Raw genomic sequence first — 15722 nt, forward strand, 5'->3', positions numbered from 1 at the left:
GCACGACAGAGAAGAGCCCTCGGGATTCGTTCCGAGGGCTCTTTTCGTTGTCAGGGGCCGATGTCACCGAGTGTGAATCGTCGTCGGGTTCCAGGGCGCTGAGCCGCACACGATTCACACTCGGCGGGTCCACGCATCGCCGAGCCGGACCAGGACGCTGTCCTCGGTGTCGGCGGCGGTGACCCGGATGATGGTCCAGCCGAGCCGCGCGAGTTCTTCGAGCCGTCGGATGTCGCGCTCATAGGTGACCGGGTCGGTCTGGTGATGGCGGCCTTCGTACTCCAGGCCGATCTTTCGTTCCTTCCAGCCGACGTCAATGCGCGCGAATTCGTAGTCGTAGCGGTCCCGCACGCGGATCTGCGTCTGCGGGCGCGGGTATCCGGCTCGGATGACAAGCAGCCTCAGCCAGGTCTCGCGCGGAGATTCCGATCCGGGGTCGACGAGATCGACCGCTGCACGAGCTCTGCGGAGTCCGCGGCGACCGGGGTAGCGGGACATCAGTTTCTCGACGGCCACCATGTCCAGCCGTGTTCTGTTGGCCAACGCGTCGATTGCGGCCACGGCCCGATTGAGCGGGTACCGGCAGGCGATGTCCAGTGCTGCCCGCGCCGGCGTGCAGGCCCGCATCCCGCGGATCTCGATGATCTCGTCGGCCTCGATGCGGTCACCCCAGGTGTTGATGTCACGCGGCGGATGTCGGTTGGCGTAGATCAGCTCGGCAGGACTGCGCGCATCGATCCACTTGGTGCGGTGCAGTGCGGCAGCCGAGTTCCCGGCGACGATCGCCTGTCGTTTCGACCACAGCCAGGCCGCCTCGGCACGAAGCGCTGCCGTCATCTCGGTGTCGCGGGGCAGGTAGACGTTCGGATATAGGGCGTCGTACCGGGTGCGTAGGCGGTGTGCCGTCAGCACGCCGGCGGCGACGGCTTCGCTGCCGAGAAACGGTGTGCCCATCCGAAAAGTGTCGGTCCGCGCGTGTTATGAGACCTCTGAGAGTTCCGCTGGCGCCGAATAGGAAATCTCTGCGGAGAATTCGGCCGGGACCCGTCGACGATTCACATTCGAGCGTGCCTCTAGGGTGATCGCCGTGTGGGTCGATGCGGGTTGGTTCGTGATCGGCCTCGCCGCGTTGGTGCTCGGGGCCGAGGTGATGGTCCGCGGTGGCGCCGAGGTGGCCGCCCGGTTGGGCATCAGCCCGATCGTGATCGGGCTGACCGTGGTGTCGATCGGGACCAGCCTGCCCGAGTTGGCCGTCGGCGTCGTCGCCGCGCAGGAGGGCAGCGGCGCACTCGCGGTCGGCAACATCGCCGGCACCAACGTCGTCAACCTGCTGCTGATCCTCGGCCTGAGCGCCCTCATCCTGCCGCTGGCGATGGCGACGCGCACCCTGCGTTTCGAGCTGCCGGTGATGGCCGGCGCCGCCGTGCTGATGCTGGTGCTGTCCCTGGACGGGGAGCTGTCCCGGGTCGACGGCATCATCCTCGTCGGCTGTGCAATCGCCTACACCGTCGCGGTGGTCCGGATGACGCGGCGTGAATCGCGCGTGGTGGCCGGGGAGTACACCGAGACGTACGCCCCGACGGAGGTCGCGACGACGACGCGGCCCACCTGGGTGCATGTGCTGATGATGGTGGCCGGCATCGCCGTGGTCGTGGTCGGCGCGGACTGGTTGGTCGACGGGGCCGTCGGCATGGCCCGCGGATTCGGGGTCTCCGATGCACTGATCGGTCTGACGGTCGTCGCCATCGGGACGAGCGCCCCGGAGCTGGTGACGACGGTGGTCTCGACGGTGCGCGGTAACCGTGACATCGCCGTCGGCAACCTGCTCGGCAGCAGCATCTACAACATCCTGCTGATACTCGGCCTCACCTGTGTGGTCGCCGGCGACGGCCTGCTGCTGCCGGCCAGCCTGGTGCGCATCGACATCCCGATCATGGTGGCGGTCGCGCTGGCGTGCGTGCCGATCTTCGTCACCGGGCGTCGCGTCAGCCGCGGCGAGGGCGGCGCGATGGTCGCGATCTACCTCGCCTACCTGACCTTCCTGCTCGTCACCCAGAGCTGAGCTGTCGCCCCGCGCGCCTAGACTGGCCGGGTGCTCATCGGATCGCATGTGAACCCCGACGACCCGCTGGCCGCGGCCGCCGCCGAGAACGCCGACGTCGTGCAGTTCTTCCTCGGCAACCCGCAGAGCTGGAAGAAGCCCAAGCCGCGGGAGGACGCCGAGACCCTCAAGGCTGCGAGCGTCCCGCTCTACGTGCACGCGCCGTATCTGATCAACGTCGCCTCGGCCAACAACCGCGTCCGCATCCCGTCGCGCAAGATCCTGCAGGACACCTGCGATGCCGCCGCCGCGATCGATGCCACCGCGGTGATCGTGCACGGTGGCCACGCCGACGACAACGACATGGAGGCCGGTTTCGAGCGCTGGGCCAAGGCGCTGGACTACCTGGAGACCGACGTGCCGGTCTACCTGGAGAACACCGCCGGTGGCGATCACGCCATGGCGCGGCATTTCGACACCATCGCCCGGTTGTGGGAACGCATCGGCGACAAGGGAATCGGCTTCTGCCTGGACACCTGCCACGCCTGGGCGGCAGGTGAGGCGTTGATCGACGCCGTCGACCGGATCAAGGCCATCACCGGCCGCATCGACCTGGTGCACTGCAACGACTCGCGTGACGCCGCGGGCTCCGGCGCCGACCGGCACGCCAACTTCGGCACCGGCCAGATCGATCCCGAGTTGCTGGTCGCCGTCGTCAGGGCCGCCGATGCCCCGGTGATCTGCGAGACGTCCGAGGACGGGCGCAAGGACGACATCGCGTTCCTGCGCGACAACATCTGACACCACACCGCAACCTCCGGCAAACGTCCGGTGACCCAGAGGTGAACTAGGCTGCCGTATCGTGGCCACGATTGACGAGGAACAGTCGATCGTGCCGACTCTGGCCGCCCCGGACCGCCGCGCGCAGCGGCTGAGATACCTGCGCTACGCCGCGGTCGCAATCTGGGCGGCGGTCATCGTGTACCGGACCGTCACCGACGGTTTCGCGTTCAACCGTGAGCTGGTGCTGGTCTACATCAGCACTGGGCTGATGGCCGCGAGCATCGGCCAGGGCCGCAGGATGCTCTATGTCATCCGCGATTGGTTGCCGTTCGCGCTGCTGCTCATCGCCTACGACCTCAGTCGCGGGGCGGCGGATCTGGTGGGCCGGCCGACGCTGTGGCATTGGCAGGCCGACGCCGACCGGTGGCTGTTCTCCGGGACCATGCCGACGGTGTGGCTGCAGGAACGACTCAAACTGCCCGAACCCCCGATGTGGGAAGTGCTGATCAGCTCGGTCTACATGTCCTTCTTCATCCTCCCGTACGTGATCGCCGGTGTGCTGTGGCTGCGTAACCGCGAGGAATGGAAGAGCTTCGTCAAGCTGTTCGTCGGGCTGAACTTCGTCGGCCTGGTCATCTACACGCTGGTGCCGGCCGCCCCACCGTGGGCCGCGGCGCGCTGCACGGCCGCCGACGTCGCCGACGGGCCGTCCGGCCCGGACTGCATGTTCAGGTCCGCGCGCGGGGTTCCCGACGGTGGCGTGCTCGGCGCGATGCAGACCAACATCGAGGGCGCCAACGACTGGATCGAACGGATCGTCGGGCGGGGTTGGCGTGCATTGGATCTGCACACCGCCACCGCGCTGCTGGATCAGGGGCAGGCCAGCGTCAACCTGGTCGCGGCCATCCCCTCCCTGCATGCCGGGATGTCCGCCGCGTTGGCGGTGTTCCTGTGGAACCGGCTCAACCGCGGGTGGCGCCCGGCGCTGCTGGCCTACCCGCTGATCATGGCGTTCACCCTGGTCTACACCGCCGAGCACTACGTCATCGACATCCTGCTCGGCTGGGCGTTGGCCGCGGTGGTGCTCTACGCCCTGCGATGGCACGAGTCGCGTCGCAGCGCGGCGATGACCTCGCCGGCCGCTCGCACGCCGGACTCGATCGCGCCGTCCAGATAGCCCGGGTGCGCGGTCGCGGTCTCGCTGCCCCGCCGAAGGCAACGGGCGTCAGATCCGGGCCAGCGTGATGACCATGTCGGCGATGGTGTCCAGATCGGCGGCGGCCCGCGCGTCGTCGGGATCGCAGGCGTACTGCATGGTGAGCCCGTCGATCCCGGCCAGGATGAGGCGCGCGAGTTGGTCATAGGGGACCGCGCTGACCTCGCCGGCGTTGGTGGCGGCGGTCTGGCACCACTGCGCGATGGCATCGGAGTAGCGCTGGTACTGCCACTGCGCCAGGTGGTCGAGGCCGGGTTGGCGCAGTGCGTAATTGACCAGTTCGAACTGCATCAGCTGGGAGTCGATCTTCCCGGCGACGAGCTGGGACCAGAAGACCGTGAGCCCCTGCCGAATGGCATGTGCCAGACCGGAATTCACCTCGACGCCGGCGGTGAGGACGGTGGCGATCTCCGCGATGACATCCTCTATGACCGCACGCAGCAGCAGCTCCTTGCTCGGGAACACGTACTGCAGCGTGCCCAGTGGCACCTCTGCCTCGGCGGCGACGGCGCGCAGCGCGGTGGCCGCGACACCCTGGCGGGCCATCACCGCGCGGGCGGCAGCGACGAACTGCTTGCTGCGTACGGAGGCTTCGATGTAGGGCATGGCTAGGTGAGGTAGATCTTGCGCAGCGTCTCGGTGACGGTCCAGGTCGTCTGCGCACCCGCGGCGAGCCGCCCGACATCACCGGCACGTAGCTCCAGATCGGGGGAGCCGTCGGCGAACTCGACGGTGGCGGCGCCGGAGAGCACCACGAAGATCTCATCGGCCTCGGTGTCGGTCATGGTGCCGGCGGACATCTCCCAGACGCCGACCTCCAGCCCGCCGAACTCGGTGAGGGTGGTTGCCGCGGTGCCTGGGTCGCCCGCGACCGACTGCTCGGCGGGCACCGGCTCGTGCTCGAGCGTGAGGTCGGCGGCGTGGACGACGGTATTGGGTTGCACCGCACGAGTATGCACCGTGTTACGGATCTTGTGCAGTTGTCGCAAAAATGTAACAGTGAGATATGGCCACACACGTCGTCACCAACCAGGTTCCGCCGCTGCGCGACCACAACCCCGCCTCGTCGCCGGTGCTGATGGAGGCACTGGTCCGCGAGGGCGGCGGGTGGGGCGCCGATGAGATCACCGAGCTCGGCGCGCTCAGCGGGTCGGACAAGGCGCAGCGCTGGGGCGAGCTCGCCGACCGGCACCGCCCCGAGTTGCACACCCACGACCGATACGGGCACCGCGTCGACGAGGTCGAATACGACCCCGCCTATCACGAGCTGATGACCGTGGCCGTCGGCCACGGCCTGCACGCCGCCCCGTGGGCCGATGACCGCGCCGGGGCGCACGTCGTGCGGGCGGCCAAGACCTCGGTGTGGACCCCCGAGCCGGGACACATCTGCCCGATCTCGATGACCTACGCCGTCGTGCCGGCACTGCGGTTCAACCCGGATCTCGCCGCGGTCTACGAGCCGCTGCTGGCCAGCCGGGTCTACGACCCCGAACTCGCGGTGCCCGCGACGAAAGCCGGTATCACCGCGGGCATGTCGATGACCGAGAAGCAGGGCGGCTCCGATGTGCGGGCCGGCACCACCGAGGCGGTGCCCAACGCCGACGGCAGCTACACCCTGACCGGGCACAAGTGGTTCACCTCGGCGCCGATGAGCGATGTGTTCCTCGTCCTGGCGCAGACGTCGAATGGCGTCAGCTGCTTTTTCCTGCCGCGCGTGCTGCCCGACGGCACCCGCAACCGGATGTTCCTGCAACGCCTCAAGGACAAGCTCGGCAATCACGCGAACGCCTCCAGTGAGGTCGAGTACGACGGTGCGACGGCCTGGTTGGTCGGCGAGGAGGGCCGCGGGGTCAAGACCATCATCGAGATGGTCAACCTGACCCGGCTGGATTGCACGCTGGGCAGCGCCACCAGCATGCGCACCGGCCTGGCCCGCGCCGTACACCACGCCCAGTACCGAAAGGCGTTCGGCGCGTATCTGATCGATCAGCCCCAGATGCGCAACGTGCTCGCCGACCTGGCGGTGGAGGCCGAGGCCGCCACCATGCTGGCCATGCGGATGGCCGGTGCCACCGACGCCGCGGTGCGTGGCGACGAATGGGAGGCGCTGCTGCGCCGCATCGGTCTGGCCGCCGCAAAGTACTGGGTGTGCAAGCGGGCCACCCCGCACGCCGCCGAGGCGATGGAATGCCTGGGCGGCAACGGTTACGTCGAGGATTCCGGGATGCCGCGGCTCTACCGTGAGGCGCCGCTGATGGGCATCTGGGAGGGCTCCGGCAACGTCAGCGCCCTGGACACGCTGCGCGCCATGGCCACCCGGCCCGAGTGCATCGACGTGCTGTTCGAGGAGCTGGCGCTGGCCTCGGAGCCGCGATTGAACGCGCATGTGGCGCAGTTGAAGACATCGCTGGGCGATTTCGCCGACATCCAGTACCGGGCCCGCAAGATCACCGAGGACATCGCGCTGGCATTGCAGGGAGCGCTGCTGGTGCGGCACGGCCACCCCGCCGTCGCCGAGGCCTTTCTGGCCAGCCGACTCGGCGGGCAGTGGGGCGGGGCATTCGGCACCCTCCCGGTCGGGTTGGACCTGTCGCCGGTGATCGAGCGGGCGATGGTCAAGGGATGAGCGTCGACATACTGAGCACCCTCACCTACGAGGTGACCGGCCGGATCGCTCGGATCACCTTCAACCGCCCCGGCAAGGGCAATGCCATCATCGCCGACACCCCGGTCGAGCTGGCCGCCTGCGTCGAGCGCGCCGACCTCGACCCGAACGTGCACGTGATCCTGGTTTCTGGTGCCGGAGAGGGGTTCTGCGCCGGATTCGACCTCGGGGCGTACGCCGACGGATCCTCCTCGCCCGGTAATGACTACCGGGGGACGGTGCTCGACGGCAAGACCCAGGCCGTCAACCACCTGCCGGACCGCCCGTGGGATCCGATGATCGACTATCAGATGATGAGCCGGTTCGTCCGCGGCTTCGCCAGCCTGATGCACTGCGACAAGCCGACCGTGGTCAAGATCCACGGCTACTGCGTGGCCGGCGGCACCGATATCGCGCTCCATGCCGATCAGGTGATCGCCGCCGCCGACGCAAAAATCGGCTACCCGCCGATGCGGGTGTGGGGCGTGCCGGCGGCCGGGCTGTGGGCGCACCGGCTCGGTGATCAACGCGCGAAAAGGCTGCTGTTCACCGGTGACTGCATCACCGGCGCGCAGGCCGCCGAGTGGGGGCTGGCCGTCGAGGCGCCCGAACCCCAGGATCTCGATGAGCGCACCGAACGGCTCGTCGCGCGCATCGCGGCCATGCCTGTCAACCAGCTCATCATGGCCAAGCTGGCCTGCAACACCGCGCTGCTGCACCAGGGGGTGGCCACCAGTCGGATGGTCAGTACCGTCTTCGACGGCATCGCGCGGCACACCCCGGAGGGACACGCATTCGTTGCCGACGCCGTCGAGCACGGATTCCGCGAGGCGGTGCGGCACCGTGACGAGCCGCTCGGCGACCACGGCCGCCGCGCGTCGGGAGTCTGATGCGGCTGACCGCGCGTTCGGTGGTGCTGAGCGTGCTGCTCGGCGCTCACCCGGCGTGGGCATCGGCAGCCGAATTAATCACGCTGACTGCTGATTTCGGTATCCGTGAGTCGACGCTACGGGTGGCGCTGACCCGGATGGTGGGTGCCGGTGATCTGGTGCGCTCGGCCGACGGCTATCGACTCTCGGACCGCCTGCTGGCCCGGCAGCGGCGCCAGGACGCCGCCATCGATCCGCGGGAGCGGCCGTGGGACGGGACGTGGACGACGGTGTTGATCACCAGCGTCGGCGCCGACGCCCGAACCCGCGCGGAGCTGCGGAACACGCTGGTGCAGAACCGGTTCGGCGAGCTACGCGACGGTGTGTGGCTGCGGCCGGACAATCTCGAGGTGGTGCTTCCCGCCGATGTGCTGGCCCGGACGCGGGTGCTGCGCAGTCGCGATGAGGATCCCGTCGGATTGGCCGCACAGTTGTGGGACCTGACGGACTGGGCGCGCGAGGGGAACCGGCTGGTCGACGAGATCGAGGGCGCGGACGACGTTCCCGAGCGTTTCGTGGCGGCCGCCGCGATCGTACGGCATCTGCTGACCGATCCGGTGCTGCCCACCGAACTGCTGCCGACGCGCTGGCCGGGTGATCGGTTGCGGCTGGCCTACCGAAATTTCGCCGCCGAGTTGGTCGCGCGGCGCGACGAGCACGTGGAGGCGATATGACCGGTTCCGAGGTACGCGTCGAGCGCACCGGCCCGGTGACGACGGTGATCCTGAACCGGCCCGCCGCACGCAACGCCGTGGACGGACCGACCGCGGCCGCGCTGTATGCGGCGTTCGAGGAGTTCGACGCCGACCCGGCGGCTGCGGTGGCGGTGCTCTGGGGTGACAACGGAACCTTTTGCGCGGGAGCCGATCTGAAAGCGATGGGGACACCACAGAGCAATCGGGTGCATCCCGACGGCCCGGGCCCGATGGGCCCGACCCGGATGGTGCTCTCCAAGCCCGTGATCGCCGCGGTCAGCGGATACGCCGTGGCGGGCGGGTTGGAGTTGGCGCTGTGGTGCGACCTGCGGGTGGTCGAACGCGATGCCGTGTTCGGGGTGTTCTGCCGGCGGTGGGGGGTGCCGCTGATCGACGGCGGCACGGTCCGGTTGCCGCGGCTGATCGGGCACAGTCGGGCGATGGATCTGATCCTGACCGGGCGGTCCGTGGACGCCGAGGAGGCGCTGCAGATCGGTCTGGCGAACCGGGTGGTGCCGACCGGTCAGGCCCGCGCGGCCGCCGAGGAGATGGCGGCGCGCCTCGCCGAGCTACCGCAGGCCTGTCTGCGCGCCGACCGGCTCTCGGCATTGCGGCAATGGGGTGAAACCGAGGAGGCGGCAATCGCTTTCGAGTTCGGCAGCCTGGAGAAGTCATCGGCCGAGCTGCTGGCCGGGGCCCGGCGGTTCGCCGACGGCGCGGGTCGGCACGGCGCACAGGCCTGACGAGCCGCGCGTCAGCCCTTGTCGACCTTGTTACCGCTACCCAGATCCTCGACCTTCGGGTTGCCGGCCCGGTAGACGACGGTGTTGTCCAGGCCGACGACACTGATCTCGGTTTCGACGTTGTCCAGGGTGATCTTGTTGTCCGCGCCGCCCACGTTGACGCTGGCGCACGAGCCCGTCACGGTCAACGTGTTGTTGGAGCCGCCGATGTTCAGCGATTTGCCATCGGCGCAGTCGATATCGGCGGTGGTGCCGACCGAGCCGTAATTGATGGTGTTGCCGATCTCGACCTGGGCACCCGAGCTGCCCGCGGTCACGGTGGGGGAGCCGGTGTCGCCGCCGGACCCGCAACCGGCCAGGCCGAGCGCGAGCAGTGCCGCGGCCGACATCCCGACGATCTGGGTGCGCATGCTTCCTCGATTCGTTGGCTGGGCGTTCCAGGTTAGGCGAGTGGCACGTTGATGATGGGTCGCGGCTGGCCGGCGCCGGGACCGTCGAAATGCCACCATTCACCGTCGTACACCGACAGCCCGCCGGCGGCCATGGCCTCGCGCAGCACGGCGCGGTTGCGTTGCGCAGCGGCGCTCACGCCCGTGGTGGCATAGGCGAGCGCGTCCGGGGTGAACGAGTCGAAGTCGGTGCCCATATCGGTCAGGCCGCCCGCGCCGTAGGTGGTGACGTCGACCGAGCGCCCCGATTCGTGGCTCTTGGAGTAGTCGCCGGGGCGGGCCACCCACGCCGGATTCGAGACCACCTCGAACATCCGGACCTGCACATCGTGCGGGCGGTAGCAGTCCCAGAACACCAGCCGCAGGCCACGGGCCCGCAGCTGCGCCGCCGCCGTCGCGAGCCCCCCGGCGAGTGACTCGTGCACCAGGCAGCGGGCGCCCGCCGGGTACAGCGGCACGCCCACGAAGTTGTTGGCGGTGGCGTAGCGCAGATCGATCAGCGCATCGGGTACCGCGGAGCGGACATCGATGAACCCGACGGCGCGCGCCGCCGCCGAGACTCCGAGCGCGGGCTCACCACGGGCTGGGGATGTCACCTCCGGATTCACGGCGAGGCCACCTATTCCGCAGAGCAGGGCGAACAGTGTGAGGAACCGGCGCACGGGTCAGGCGGGCGCCCAGTTGATCCGGTTGGTCATGCCGAGCTCGCGGCCGCGGTCGATCAGCTTGGGCGCACCGTTGTGGTAGATCACGGTCTGGTCGAACCCGTAGACGGTGATGTCGTTGATGACGTTGTCGGCGATGACGATGTTCGACGAACCCTGCATGGTGACGGCCCAGCAGGTGCCCTTGGCGTTGATGGTGTTGCCGGTGCCGTTGACCAGCAGCGTGGCGTTGTTGCAGTCGAGGGTCTGCACGATGCCCTGGCCGGTGATGTGGGTGTCGCCGTTCTTGGCCTGCGCGGGGGCGGTGCCGGCCAGCAGCAGGGCCACCGAGAGGGCGCCGGCCGTCAGACAACGGGTTCGGACACTGAGGCTCGCCATGGGACAACAGAGTACGGTGCCGCGGCCCGCTCACGGCAGGTGTTCGGGATTTGCCGTCCGGTCGCCGGCCCGGCCCGGCGTCGGTAGCGTTGCCATCCATGTCCGGGCGTGCGGTGCTGTCGACGTTCGTCGTCGCGTTCGCCGCGACGGCCGCGGTCGGCTGCACCCAGCACGTCTCGGGCAGCGCACGATCGGCCGCCGCCGGCGCGGCCGATGTCGAGCGCAGTTACGGCTACGCCGACAACCGCTGTGGGTTGCTGACCGATGTCACCGTCGGGGACCTGCTGGGCGCCGACGACGTGGTGCGGCCCTACAGCGGCGCGGTGTGCCAGTACATCCTGGACCGCCGGAGCGGCCCGGTCGACGTGACGTTCGCGTGGTTCGACACCGGGACACTGGCGCGCGAGCGTGGCGTCGCCGTCGAACGTGGCGCGACGGTCAATGACACCGTCATCGAGCGGCGTCCGGCGTTCCTGGCGCGCCGCGATGCCGCCGGTGCCGGCTGCTCGGCGACCGCGGACGCCGGCGGCGGGGTGCTCAGCTGGTGGGTGCAGACCCGTGGCGACGTGTTGTCCGACCCGTGTCCCGACGCGCAGAAGCTGCTGTCGGCGACATTGCGATCGGACATGTGAGGTGCGTGCCGTCCGGCTGGTCGCCGCGCTGATGGCGGTGGCGGGGCTGTCCGGCTGCGCCGATGATCGCGCCGAGCAGGCCGCGCCCGCAGCGCCGACGGTGGCCGGTGCCGGTTTCGACGGGTCGGACTGCAACGGCATCACCGGTGCCGACATCACCCGCGCGACGGGGTCGACGGCCTTCGCCGCGGCGGTGATCAACGATGTCGGTTGCTTCTGGCAGGAGAACCCCGTCATCGGGACCTTCGGAGCGGGGATGGGCATCTCGACGTGGTGGTACCGGGGCAGTGAACTCGATGTGGAGCGAGCGCTGGAACAGCGGGCCGGGCGCACGGTCACCGATCTGAGCGTCGGCGGCAACGAGGGTTTCAAGGCCTACGACGCCAACGCCTGCAGCATCTATGTGGCCAAGGGCGATGACGTGATCACCTGGTCCATCCAGACCATCAATCCGTCCACCCTGCCCCCGCTGTGCTCGATCACCGATCAGCTCGCCGAGCTGAGTCAGGACCGGGTGAACTAGAGTCATTCGTCAGCCTCGCGACAGACGTCTCCGGGGACTGCTGAATGTGGGGGAGGGGCGCGATGGCAACGCGGGCGACCAAACTGAGCCGCGACGCCATCGTCAACGCCGCGCTGGCATTCCTGGACCGCGAGGGCTGGGACGCCCTGACCATCAATGCGCTGGCCACCCAGCTCGGCACCAAGGGCCCGTCGCTGTACAACCACGTGCAGAGCCTGGAAGACCTGCGCCGAACAGTGCGGATGCACGTCATCCAGGACATCATCGGCATGCTGCGGGCGGTCGGCGAGGGCCGCACCCGCGACGACGCGGTCGTCACGATGGCCAGTGCCTACCGCAGCTACGCCCATCACCATCCGGGTCGCTATTCGGCGTTCACCCGGATGCCGCTGGGCGGCGACGACCCCGAGTACACCGCCGCCGCCCGGGAGGCGGCGGGGCCGGTGTTGGCGGCCCTGGCCTCCTACGGACTGGCCGGCGATAACGCGTTCTATGCGGCCCTGGAGTTCTGGTCGGCACTGCACGGCTTCGTGCTCCTGGAGATGACCGGGGTGATGGACGACATCGACACCGACGCCGTGTTCACCGATATGGTGCTGCGGCTCGCGGCCGGCATGGAACGCCGGTGACTCGCGCCCGGCGAATGACGGCGAATCCCGAAAAACCGGCCGAGAGCGGCTACAGTCAGGCCCAACGGCGGCCGAGTAGCCGTTTCGGGTGGTAACGCTGCTGGTCAGCGGCGCTTTGACCTGTACTGCACCGGGCGGGTATTGTGGAGCCTCGTGCCTGGTCGACAGGGGCGCGCGCTGCCGTAACAATCAGCCCGCCTTCGCACCGGGCGAATTCGTATGTCTGCAGGCATCGAGATTTCATCGTACGGATGGATTCCAGCTGGCTGCGACACGCCCGGACGCGGGGGACGCGGCCAGGCGAAAACTGCAGTACAGAGACTTAGACGTTCGACTAGCAACACAGAAAGCCGGTACATGCCAACCATCAACCAGCTGGTCCGCAAGGGTCGCCGCGACAAGATCGCCAAGGTGAAGACCGCGGCCCTCAAGGGCAGCCCGCAGCGCCGCGGCGTGTGCACCCGCGTGTACACCACCACCCCGAAGAAGCCGAACTCGGCGCTTCGCAAGGTCGCCCGCGTCCGCCTGACCAGTGCGGTCGAGGTGACGGCTTACATCCCCGGTGAGGGCCACAACCTGCAGGAGCACTCGATGGTGCTGGTGCGCGGTGGTCGTGTGAAGGACCTCCCGGGTGTGCGTTACAAGATCATCCGCGGATCGCTGGACACCCAGGGTGTCAAGAACCGCAAGCAAGCACGCAGCCGTTACGGCGCCAAGAAGGAGAAGAGCTGATGCCGCGCAAGGGCCCCGCGCCGAAGCGTCCGTTGGTCAACGACCCCGTCTACGGGTCGCAGCTGGTCACCCAGCTGGTCAACAAGGTGCTGCTGGACGGTAAGAAGTCGCTCGCCGAGCGCATCGTCTACGGCGCTCTCGAGCAGGCTCGGGACAAGACCGGCACCGACCCCGTCGTCACCCTCAAGCGCGCGCTCGACAACGTCAAGCCCGCCCTCGAGGTGCGCAGCCGCCGCGTCGGTGGCGCCACCTACCAGGTGCCCGTCGAGGTCCGCCCGGACCGCTCGACCACGCTGGCGCTGCGCTGGCTGGTCAGCTTCTCCAAGGCTCGCCGCGAGAAGACCATGGTCGAGCGCCTGGCCAACGAGATCCTCGATGCCAGCAACGGCCTCGGCGCCGCAGTGAAGCGTCGCGAGGACACGCACAAGATGGCCGAAGCTAACCGGGCCTTCGCGCACTACCGCTGGTGATGACGGCCCCTCGGGGTCACACACCGGACAGCAATCAAGCAAGCGAAAGAGTGGGAATCTAGCCGTGGCACAGGACGTGCTTACCGACCTGACCAAGGTCCGCAACATCGGCATCATGGCGCACATCGACGCCGGCAAGACCACGACGACCGAGCGCATCCTCTTCTACACCGGTATCTCGTACAAGATCGGTGAGGTGCACGACGGTGCCGCCACGATGGACTGGATGGAGCAGGAGCAGGAGCGGGGTATCACCATCACCTCGGCTGCCACCACCTGCTTCTGGAACGACAACCAGATCAACATCATCGACACCCCCGGCCACGTCGACTTCACCGTCGAGGTGGAGCGCTCGCTGCGCGTGCTCGACGGTGCCGTTGCCGTGTTCGACGGCAAGGAAGGCGTCGAGCCGCAGTCCGAGCAGGTCTGGCGTCAGGCCGACAAGTACGACGTCCCGCGTATCTGCTTCGTCAACAAGATGGACAAGCTGGGCGCGGACTTCTACTTCTCGGTGCAGACCATGAAGGATCGCCTGGGTGCCAACGTCGTCCCGATCCAGCTGCCGATCGGTTCCGAAGGTGACTTCGAGGGTGTCGTCGACCTGGTCGAGATGAAGGCCAAGGTGTGGAGCGGCGAGACGAAGCTCGGCGAGAAGTACGAGACCGTCGACATCCCGGCCGACCTGCAGGAGAAGGCCGAGGAGTACCGCACCGCCATGATCGAGGCCGTCGCCGAGACCGACGACGACCTGATGGAGAAGTACCTGGGCGGCGAAGAGCTGTCGATCGAGGAGATCAAGGCTGGCCTGCGCAAGCTGACCATCAGCTCCGCGGCCTACCCGGTGCTGTGCGGTTCGGCGTTCAAGAACAAGGGCGTGCAGCCCATGCTCGACGCCGTCATCGACTACCTGCCCAACCCGCTGGACGTGCCGGCCGCCGAGGGACACGTCCCCGGCAAGGAAGACGAGATCATCTCTCGTAAGCCGTCGGCCGACGAGCCGTTCTCGGGCCTGGCGTTCAAGGTCGCCACGCACCCGTTCTTCGGCAAGCTGACCTACGTCCGCGTCTACTCGGGCAAGGTCGACTCCGGTGCCCAGGTCATCAACTCGACCAAGGGCAAGAAGGAGCGCCTGGGCAAGCTGTTCCAGATGCACTCCAACAAGGAGAACCCGGTCGAGACGGCATCCGCCGGCCACATCTACGCGGTCATCGGCCTCAAGGACACCACCACCGGTGACACCCTGAGCGATCCGAACAACCAGATCGTGCTGGAGTCGATGACCTTCCCGGATCCGGTCATCGAGGTCGCCATCGAGCCCAAGACCAAGAGCGACCAGGAGAAGTTGGGCACGGCCATCCAGAAGCTGGCCGAGGAAGATCCCACCTTCAAGGTGCACCTGGATCAGGACACCGGCCAGACCGTCATCGGCGGTATGGGCGAGCTGCACCTGGACATCCTGGTCGACCGCATGCGTCGCGAGTTCAAGGTCGAAGCCAACGTCGGCAAGCCGCAGGTGGCCTACCGCGAGACGATCAAGCGCGGCGTGCAGAACGTCGACTACACCCACAAGAAGCAGACGGGTGGCTCGGGTCAGTTCGCGAAGGTCATCATCAACCTCGAACCGTTCATCGGCGAGGATGGCGCGACCTACGAGTTCGAGAACAAGGTCACCGGTGGCCGCATCCCGCGCGAATACATCCCCTCGGTGGATGCCGGCGCGCAGGACGCGATGCAGTACGGCGTGCTCGCCGGCTACCCGCTGGTGAACGTGAAGGTCACGCTGCTCGACGGCGCCTACCACGACGTCGACTCGTCTGAAATGGCCTTCAAAGTGGCCGGTTCCCAGGCATTCAAGAAGGCTGCCGGACAGGCGCAGCCGGTCATCCTGGAACCGATCATGGCCGTCGAGGTCACCACGCCCGAGGATTACATGGGCGATGTGATCGGCGACCTGAACTCCCGCCGTGGTCAGATCCAGGCCATGGAGGAGCGCAGCGGTGCGCGCGTCGTCAAGGCGCAGGTGCCGCTGTCGGAGATGTTCGGCTACGTCGGCGACCTTCGGTCGAAGACCCAGGGCCGGGCCAACTACTCCATGGTGTTCGACTCGTACGCTGAAGTTCCGGCGAACGTGTCGAAGGAGATCATCGCGAAGGCGACGGGCGAGTAATTCCCGTCGGCTTGGCACGGCGTTTT

Annotated in this window: 19 protein-coding genes; 13 read left to right on the plus strand and 6 right to left on the minus strand. The window is 68.0% G+C overall.

The annotated features are described in order from the left end of the window. Window positions 1–114: 114 nt before the first annotated feature. On the minus strand, window positions 115–954 hold the full coding sequence (locus BST17_RS03315) for a putative endonuclease domain-containing protein (protein ID WP_083055509.1): 840 nt from the start codon (window positions 952–954) through the stop codon (window positions 115–117). A gap of 196 nt (window positions 955–1150) precedes the next feature. Between BST17_RS03315 and BST17_RS03320 the strand changes: the two genes are divergently transcribed. The 3 genes from BST17_RS03320 (at window position 1151) to BST17_RS03330 (ending at window position 4001) form a co-directional block, all read left to right on the plus strand. Next, window positions 1151–2062, plus strand: coding sequence for a calcium/sodium antiporter (locus BST17_RS03320; protein ID WP_234807526.1), 912 nt, complete (start codon window positions 1151–1153; stop codon window positions 2060–2062). 30 nt (window positions 2063–2092) lie between these two features. Further along, window positions 2093–2842, plus strand: coding sequence for a deoxyribonuclease IV (locus tag BST17_RS03325; RefSeq protein ID WP_083055510.1), 750 nt, complete (start codon window positions 2093–2095; stop codon window positions 2840–2842). Between the two features lie 61 nt (window positions 2843–2903). Next, the gene (locus BST17_RS03330) at window positions 2904–4001 is read left to right on the plus strand and encodes a phosphatase PAP2 family protein (RefSeq protein ID WP_083055511.1); all 1098 of its coding nucleotides are present in this window, start codon (window positions 2904–2906) and stop codon (window positions 3999–4001) included. Between the two features lie 48 nt (window positions 4002–4049). Here the strand turns inward: BST17_RS03330 and BST17_RS03335 are convergent, their stop codons facing one another. Then, a complete protein-coding gene (locus BST17_RS03335) occupies window positions 4050–4646 on the minus strand; it encodes a TetR/AcrR family transcriptional regulator (RefSeq protein WP_083055512.1) in 597 nt (198 codons plus the stop codon). A 2-nt stretch (window positions 4647–4648) separates the two neighbouring features. Beyond that, window positions 4649–4984 carry a cupin domain-containing protein gene (locus BST17_RS03340; RefSeq protein ID WP_165762207.1) on the minus strand — a complete coding sequence of 112 codons (336 nt, stop codon included), beginning with the start codon at window positions 4982–4984 and terminating at the stop codon, window positions 4649–4651. A 62-nt stretch (window positions 4985–5046) separates the two neighbouring features. On the opposite strand from BST17_RS03340, the gene BST17_RS03345 reads away from it, so the two are divergent. The 4 genes from BST17_RS03345 to BST17_RS03360 are packed head-to-tail and all read left to right on the plus strand — an operon-like array spanning window position 5047 to window position 9051. Further along, the gene (locus tag BST17_RS03345; RefSeq protein ID WP_083055513.1) at window positions 5047–6666 is read left to right on the plus strand and encodes an acyl-CoA dehydrogenase family protein; all 1620 of its coding nucleotides are present in this window, start codon (window positions 5047–5049) and stop codon (window positions 6664–6666) included. After that, complete coding sequence (locus tag BST17_RS03350; RefSeq protein WP_083055514.1) at window positions 6663–7574, plus strand: crotonase/enoyl-CoA hydratase family protein; 912 nt, start codon at window positions 6663–6665, stop codon at window positions 7572–7574. Before BST17_RS03345 ends, BST17_RS03350 begins: the two co-directional genes overlap by 4 nt. After that, window positions 7574–8287 (plus strand): PaaX family transcriptional regulator C-terminal domain-containing protein, encoded by a 714-nt coding sequence (locus tag BST17_RS03355; protein ID WP_083055515.1) that lies wholly within the window; start codon window positions 7574–7576, stop codon window positions 8285–8287. The genes BST17_RS03350 and BST17_RS03355 overlap by 1 nt, the downstream gene beginning before the upstream one ends. Then, window positions 8284–9051, plus strand: coding sequence for a crotonase/enoyl-CoA hydratase family protein (locus tag BST17_RS03360; protein ID WP_083055516.1), 768 nt, complete (start codon window positions 8284–8286; stop codon window positions 9049–9051). The genes BST17_RS03355 and BST17_RS03360 overlap by 4 nt, the downstream gene beginning before the upstream one ends. An 11-nt stretch (window positions 9052–9062) precedes the next feature. Here BST17_RS03360 and BST17_RS03365 read toward each other — a convergent pair whose 3' ends face one another. From BST17_RS03365 to BST17_RS03375, 3 genes are read right to left on the minus strand one after another with little or no spacing between them, the layout of a single operon-like run. Beyond that, window positions 9063–9461, minus strand: a complete 399-nt coding sequence (locus tag BST17_RS03365; protein WP_083055517.1) for a DUF3060 domain-containing protein — start codon at window positions 9459–9461, stop codon at window positions 9063–9065. A 32-nt stretch (window positions 9462–9493) separates the two neighbouring features. Next, a complete protein-coding gene (locus tag BST17_RS03370) occupies window positions 9494–10162 on the minus strand; it encodes a M15 family metallopeptidase (RefSeq protein WP_083055518.1) in 669 nt (222 codons plus the stop codon). 3 nt (window positions 10163–10165) lie between these two features. Next, window positions 10166–10543, minus strand: coding sequence for a DUF3060 domain-containing protein (locus BST17_RS03375; RefSeq protein WP_083055519.1), 378 nt, complete (start codon window positions 10541–10543; stop codon window positions 10166–10168). A 98-nt stretch (window positions 10544–10641) separates the two neighbouring features. Between BST17_RS03375 and BST17_RS03380 the strand changes: the two genes are divergently transcribed. The 6 genes from BST17_RS03380 to fusA all read left to right on the plus strand — a co-directional run bounded on the left by BST17_RS03380 (window position 10642) and on the right by fusA (window position 15696). Continuing rightward, a complete protein-coding gene (locus tag BST17_RS03380; RefSeq protein ID WP_083055520.1) occupies window positions 10642–11175 on the plus strand; it encodes a DUF3558 domain-containing protein in 534 nt (177 codons plus the stop codon). A gap of 31 nt (window positions 11176–11206) precedes the next feature. After that, complete coding sequence (locus tag BST17_RS03385; protein ID WP_083055666.1) at window positions 11207–11698, plus strand: DUF3558 domain-containing protein; 492 nt, start codon at window positions 11207–11209, stop codon at window positions 11696–11698. A gap of 62 nt (window positions 11699–11760) precedes the next feature. Next, the gene (locus BST17_RS03390; protein WP_109749976.1) at window positions 11761–12327 is read left to right on the plus strand and encodes a TetR/AcrR family transcriptional regulator; all 567 of its coding nucleotides are present in this window, start codon (window positions 11761–11763) and stop codon (window positions 12325–12327) included. Between the two features lie 357 nt (window positions 12328–12684). Beyond that, complete coding sequence (gene rpsL, locus BST17_RS03395) at window positions 12685–13059, plus strand: 30S ribosomal protein S12 (RefSeq protein WP_003929602.1); 375 nt, start codon at window positions 12685–12687, stop codon at window positions 13057–13059. Further along, entirely contained in the window at window positions 13059–13529 is a 471-nt protein-coding gene (rpsG, locus tag BST17_RS03400; protein ID WP_018601866.1) for a 30S ribosomal protein S7, read from the plus strand. Before rpsL ends, rpsG begins: the two co-directional genes overlap by 1 nt. A 64-nt stretch (window positions 13530–13593) precedes the next feature. After that, window positions 13594–15696 (plus strand): elongation factor G, encoded by a 2103-nt coding sequence (gene fusA / locus BST17_RS03405; protein ID WP_083055522.1) that lies wholly within the window; start codon window positions 13594–13596, stop codon window positions 15694–15696. The last annotated feature ends 26 nt before the right edge of the window (window positions 15697–15722 follow it).

The sequence above is a fragment of the Mycolicibacterium bacteremicum genome (assembly GCF_002086115.1).
GTDB lineage: Bacteria > Actinomycetota > Actinomycetes > Mycobacteriales > Mycobacteriaceae > Mycobacterium > Mycobacterium bacteremicum.

What these genes read in the sequence shown, in the direction of transcription:
- BST17_RS03385 (WP_083055666.1), top strand. Translation starts at nt 11,207, where the DNA reads ATGGCGGTGGCGGGGCTGTCCGGCTGCGCCGATGATCGCGCCGAGCAG.
- BST17_RS03345 (WP_083055513.1), top strand. Translation starts at nt 5,047, where the DNA reads ATGGCCACACACGTCGTCACCAACCAGGTTCCGCCGCTGCGCGACCAC.
- BST17_RS03380 (WP_083055520.1), top strand. Translation starts at nt 10,642, where the DNA reads ATGTCCGGGCGTGCGGTGCTGTCGACGTTCGTCGTCGCGTTCGCCGCG.
- BST17_RS03390 (WP_109749976.1), top strand. Translation starts at nt 11,761, where the DNA reads ATGGCAACGCGGGCGACCAAACTGAGCCGCGACGCCATCGTCAACGCC.
- BST17_RS03355 (WP_083055515.1), top strand. Translation starts at nt 7,574, where the DNA reads ATGCGGCTGACCGCGCGTTCGGTGGTGCTGAGCGTGCTGCTCGGCGCT.
- BST17_RS03315 (WP_083055509.1), bottom strand. Translation starts at nt 954, where the DNA reads ATGGGCACACCGTTTCTCGGCAGCGAAGCCGTCGCCGCCGGCGTGCTG.
- BST17_RS03320 (WP_234807526.1), top strand. Translation starts at nt 1,151, where the DNA reads ATGGTCCGCGGTGGCGCCGAGGTGGCCGCCCGGTTGGGCATCAGCCCG.
- BST17_RS03375 (WP_083055519.1), bottom strand. Translation starts at nt 10,543, where the DNA reads ATGGCGAGCCTCAGTGTCCGAACCCGTTGTCTGACGGCCGGCGCCCTC.
- rpsG (WP_018601866.1), top strand. Translation starts at nt 13,059, where the DNA reads ATGCCGCGCAAGGGCCCCGCGCCGAAGCGTCCGTTGGTCAACGACCCC.
- BST17_RS03350 (WP_083055514.1), top strand. Translation starts at nt 6,663, where the DNA reads ATGAGCGTCGACATACTGAGCACCCTCACCTACGAGGTGACCGGCCGG.
- rpsL (WP_003929602.1), top strand. Translation starts at nt 12,685, where the DNA reads ATGCCAACCATCAACCAGCTGGTCCGCAAGGGTCGCCGCGACAAGATC.
- BST17_RS03360 (WP_083055516.1), top strand. Translation starts at nt 8,284, where the DNA reads ATGACCGGTTCCGAGGTACGCGTCGAGCGCACCGGCCCGGTGACGACG.
- BST17_RS03335 (WP_083055512.1), bottom strand. Translation starts at nt 4,646, where the DNA reads ATGCCCTACATCGAAGCCTCCGTACGCAGCAAGCAGTTCGTCGCTGCC.
- BST17_RS03365 (WP_083055517.1), bottom strand. Translation starts at nt 9,461, where the DNA reads ATGCGCACCCAGATCGTCGGGATGTCGGCCGCGGCACTGCTCGCGCTC.